The following is a 3189-nucleotide window of genomic DNA, read 5'->3' on the forward strand; positions in this document are numbered from 1 at the left end:
CCGGCGCGGTCGATCCGGGCCGGCTGAACGGCGAGGTGACATTCGACCACGTCACTTTCGCCTATGACGAGCGGCGCAAGGCGGTGGACGACGTCAGTTTCACCGTGCGCCCCGGCGAGACGGTCGCTTTGGTCGGCGCCACCGGCTCGGGCAAATCGACCACGCTCAGCCTGCTGCATCGCGTGTTCGATCCGCAGCAAGGCGCCATCCGCATCGATGGGACCGACATCCGCGACATGAAGCTTTCGGCCCTGCGCCGCAATATCGGCGTCGTCTTCCAGGAGCCGATGCTGTTCGCGCGTTCGATCGAGGAAAATCTGCGCGCCGGCAAGGCCGACGCCAGCGATGCGGAAATCGCGCTGGCGCTGGAGCGGGCGCAGGCCAAGGACTTCGTGGCGCGGCAGGTCGACGGCGTCAAAACCTCAGTCAGCGAACGCGGCCGGTCGCTGTCGGGCGGCGAGCGCCAGCGCATTTCGATCGCGCGGGCGCTCCTCAAGGACCCGCCGATCATGATCTTCGACGAGGCGACCTCGGCGCTCGACGCGGCGACCGAAAAGCAATTGCAGGCGGCCCTCGAAGCCGCGACCCGGGGGCGGACCACTTTCGTCATCGCCCATCGGCTGGCGACGATCCGCAGCGCCAACCGCATTTTCGTGTTCGATCAGGGCAGGATCGTCGAACAGGGCTCGTTCGACCAATTGGTGGCGCAGGGCGGCCGTTTCGCGGCGCTGGCGCGGGCGCAATTCATGGCGGGAGCGGCCAAGGCGGAAGCCTGAGCGGCCTCACGCCTCGTCTTTTCGCTCGGGCGTCACGCGCAGAAGGGTGATGCGGTTGCGCTGCTTGCGCAGCACCTCGAAGCGAAAGCCGTGGAAGGCGAATTTCTGGCCCTGTTCGGGAATGGCCCGCGCCTCGTGAATGACCAGCCCGGCTATCGTGGTGGCCTCTTCGTCCGGCAGGTCCCAGGCCATCGCCCGGTTGACGTCGCGGATCGGCGCCGAGCCCTCGACCAGCACCGAGCCGTCCGGCTGGCGGCGGACGCCGATCACCGCGACGTCATGCTCGTCGCGAATGTCGCCGACGATCTCCTCCAGAATATCTTCCAGCGTCACCAGCCCCTGCACGTCGCCATATTCGTCCACCACCAAAGCGAAATGGGTCTTGCGCTTGCGGAAGGCCTGCAATTGCGCCTCCAGCGTGGTGGTGTCGGGCACGAACCAGGCCTCGTGGGCGATCGGCGCCAGCTCGATCTTGCCGGCGTCGCCATTGGCGCTGGTGAGCGCGCGCAACAGGTCCTTGGCGTGCAGCACCCCGATGATGTTGTCGGCGCCGCCGCGCCAGATCGGCACGCGGGTATAGGGCGCGGCCACCACTTCCCGCACGAGATCGGCGATGGGCGCGTCGGCGTCGAGCGCGAGCATTTTGGTGCGATGGACCATGACGTCGGAGACCGTCAGCTCCTTGAGGTCGAGCAGGCCGCCGAACATGTCGCGGTCGGCGCGGGCGACGCCGCCCTCCTTGTGCATCAGGTCGACCGCGCTTTTCAGCTCTTCCTGCGGCGACAGCAGCGCATGTTTCTCGTCGAGCCGCAGCCCGAACAGATAAAGCACGCCGCGCACGACCTTTTCGACCGCGAACAGAATCGGCCCGAACAAGGTGACGAAGAAGGCCGCGATACGCGACACCGTCAGCGAGCTTTGGTCGGGATAATTGATCGCGATGGTCTTCGGCATGACTTCCGCGAAGACCAGCAGCAGAACCGTCATGGCGGCGGTGGCGTAGAGCGCGCCGCTCTCGCCGAAAGCGCCCACCAGCACGGTGGTGAGCAAGGCCGACGAGCCGATGTTGAACAGCGTATTGCCGAGCAGCATGGCCCCGATCAGCCGGTCCCGGCCCGCGAGCAGCCGGTTGACGATGGCGGCGCGATGGTCGCCCTGCTTTTCCAGCGCGTGCATCCGCGCGCGCGACGCGGCGGTCATCGCGGTTTCCGTGGCGGAAAACAGCGCCGAAGCCAGAATGAAACAGAACAGGATCGCCGCGGCGATCCAGATGTTCAACGAAGTGACGCCGCCGCCCCCGCCATGCATGTCGCGTCAGGCCCCCGCGCGCAATTCGTTTTGCAATTCGTCTTGAAGGAAGGCGCGCACGGCCTCCGGCTCGACATTTTTCGCGATGAAACTGGCCCCGATGTCGCGGGCGAGGATGAAGGTCAGCGCGCCGCGCTTCACCTTCTTGTCCTGCGCCATGGCCGCGAGGATGTCGTCGGCCCCCGCGCTCCAGCCGGCGATATCCGTGATGCGCGCCGGCAGGCCCACGGCGCGCAGATGCGCCTCGACCCTTTGCGCGGCTTCCGCCGGGCAAAGGCCGGCGCGGACCGAATAGCGGAAGGCGCAGGCCATGCCGATCGCGACGCCCTCGCCATGGACGAGGCGGGCGCTGTCATAGCCGACCAGCTTTTCCAGCGCATGGCCGAAGGTGTGGCCGAGATTGAGGAGCGCGCGGTCGCCCTGTTCGGTCTCGTCGCGAGCGACCACGGCGGCCTTGGATTCGCAGCTCACCGCAATGGCGTGGCCAAGCTCCGGCCCGCGCGCGAACACCGCCGGCCAGTGATTTTCCAGCCAGGCGAAGAAATCCGGCCGGTCGATCAGGCCATATTTGGCGACTTCCGCATAGCCGGCGGCGAATTCGCGCGGCGGCAGAGTGGCGAGGCTGTCGGTGTCGGCCAGCACCAGCGCCGGCTGGTGAAAGGCGCCGATCAGATTCTTGCCCTGGCGCGAATTGATGCCGGTCTTGCCGCCGACCGAGGAATCGACCTGCGACAGCAAGGTGGTGGGGATCTGCACGAAACCCATGCCGCGCCGCAGGCTGGCCGCGACAAAGCCGGTGAGGTCGCCGATCACGCCCCCGCCGAGCGCGACCAGGAAATCGCCGCGCTCCATTTTCGCCGCCAGAGCCGCTTCGCAGAGCTGTTCGAAATGGGCGTAATCCTTGGTCGTTTCGCCGGCCGGCAGCACGATATGGCCGTGGCGGACGCCGGCGGAATCGAGGCTCGCCTGCAGCGGCGCGAGCCAGCGCGGCGCGACATTGGAATCGGTGACGATGAAGGCGCCGGCCCCCGGCGCGAGCAAGGCGAGCCGCTCGCCGGCATGGGCGATCAGATTGGGCCCGATCAGAATGTCATAGGCGCGCGCG

The 3189-nt window shown here is 67.3% G+C and carries 3 protein-coding genes; 1 reads left to right on the plus strand and 2 read right to left on the minus strand.

Features of this window, described 5'->3' with window-relative positions; genetic code table 11:
* A partial coding sequence (locus ACE3S9_RS17255; RefSeq protein WP_374547718.1) for an ATP-binding cassette domain-containing protein occupies positions 1–776 on the plus strand: 776 nt, incomplete at its 5' end.
* A 6-nt stretch (positions 777–782) separates the two neighbouring features.
* On the opposite strand, the gene ACE3S9_RS17260 is transcribed toward ACE3S9_RS17255, so the two are convergent.
* Both ACE3S9_RS17260 and aroB read right to left on the minus strand, forming a co-directional pair.
* Positions 783–2084, minus strand: coding sequence for an HlyC/CorC family transporter (locus ACE3S9_RS17260; RefSeq protein ID WP_374547719.1), 1302 nt, complete (start codon positions 2082–2084; stop codon positions 783–785).
* A gap of 6 nt (positions 2085–2090) precedes the next feature.
* A partial coding sequence (gene aroB / locus ACE3S9_RS17265; protein ID WP_374547720.1) for a 3-dehydroquinate synthase occupies positions 2091–3189 on the minus strand: 1099 nt, incomplete at its 5' end.

This window comes from Rhodoblastus sp., assembly GCF_041915505.1.
Lineage (GTDB): Bacteria > Pseudomonadota > Alphaproteobacteria > Rhizobiales > Beijerinckiaceae > Rhodoblastus.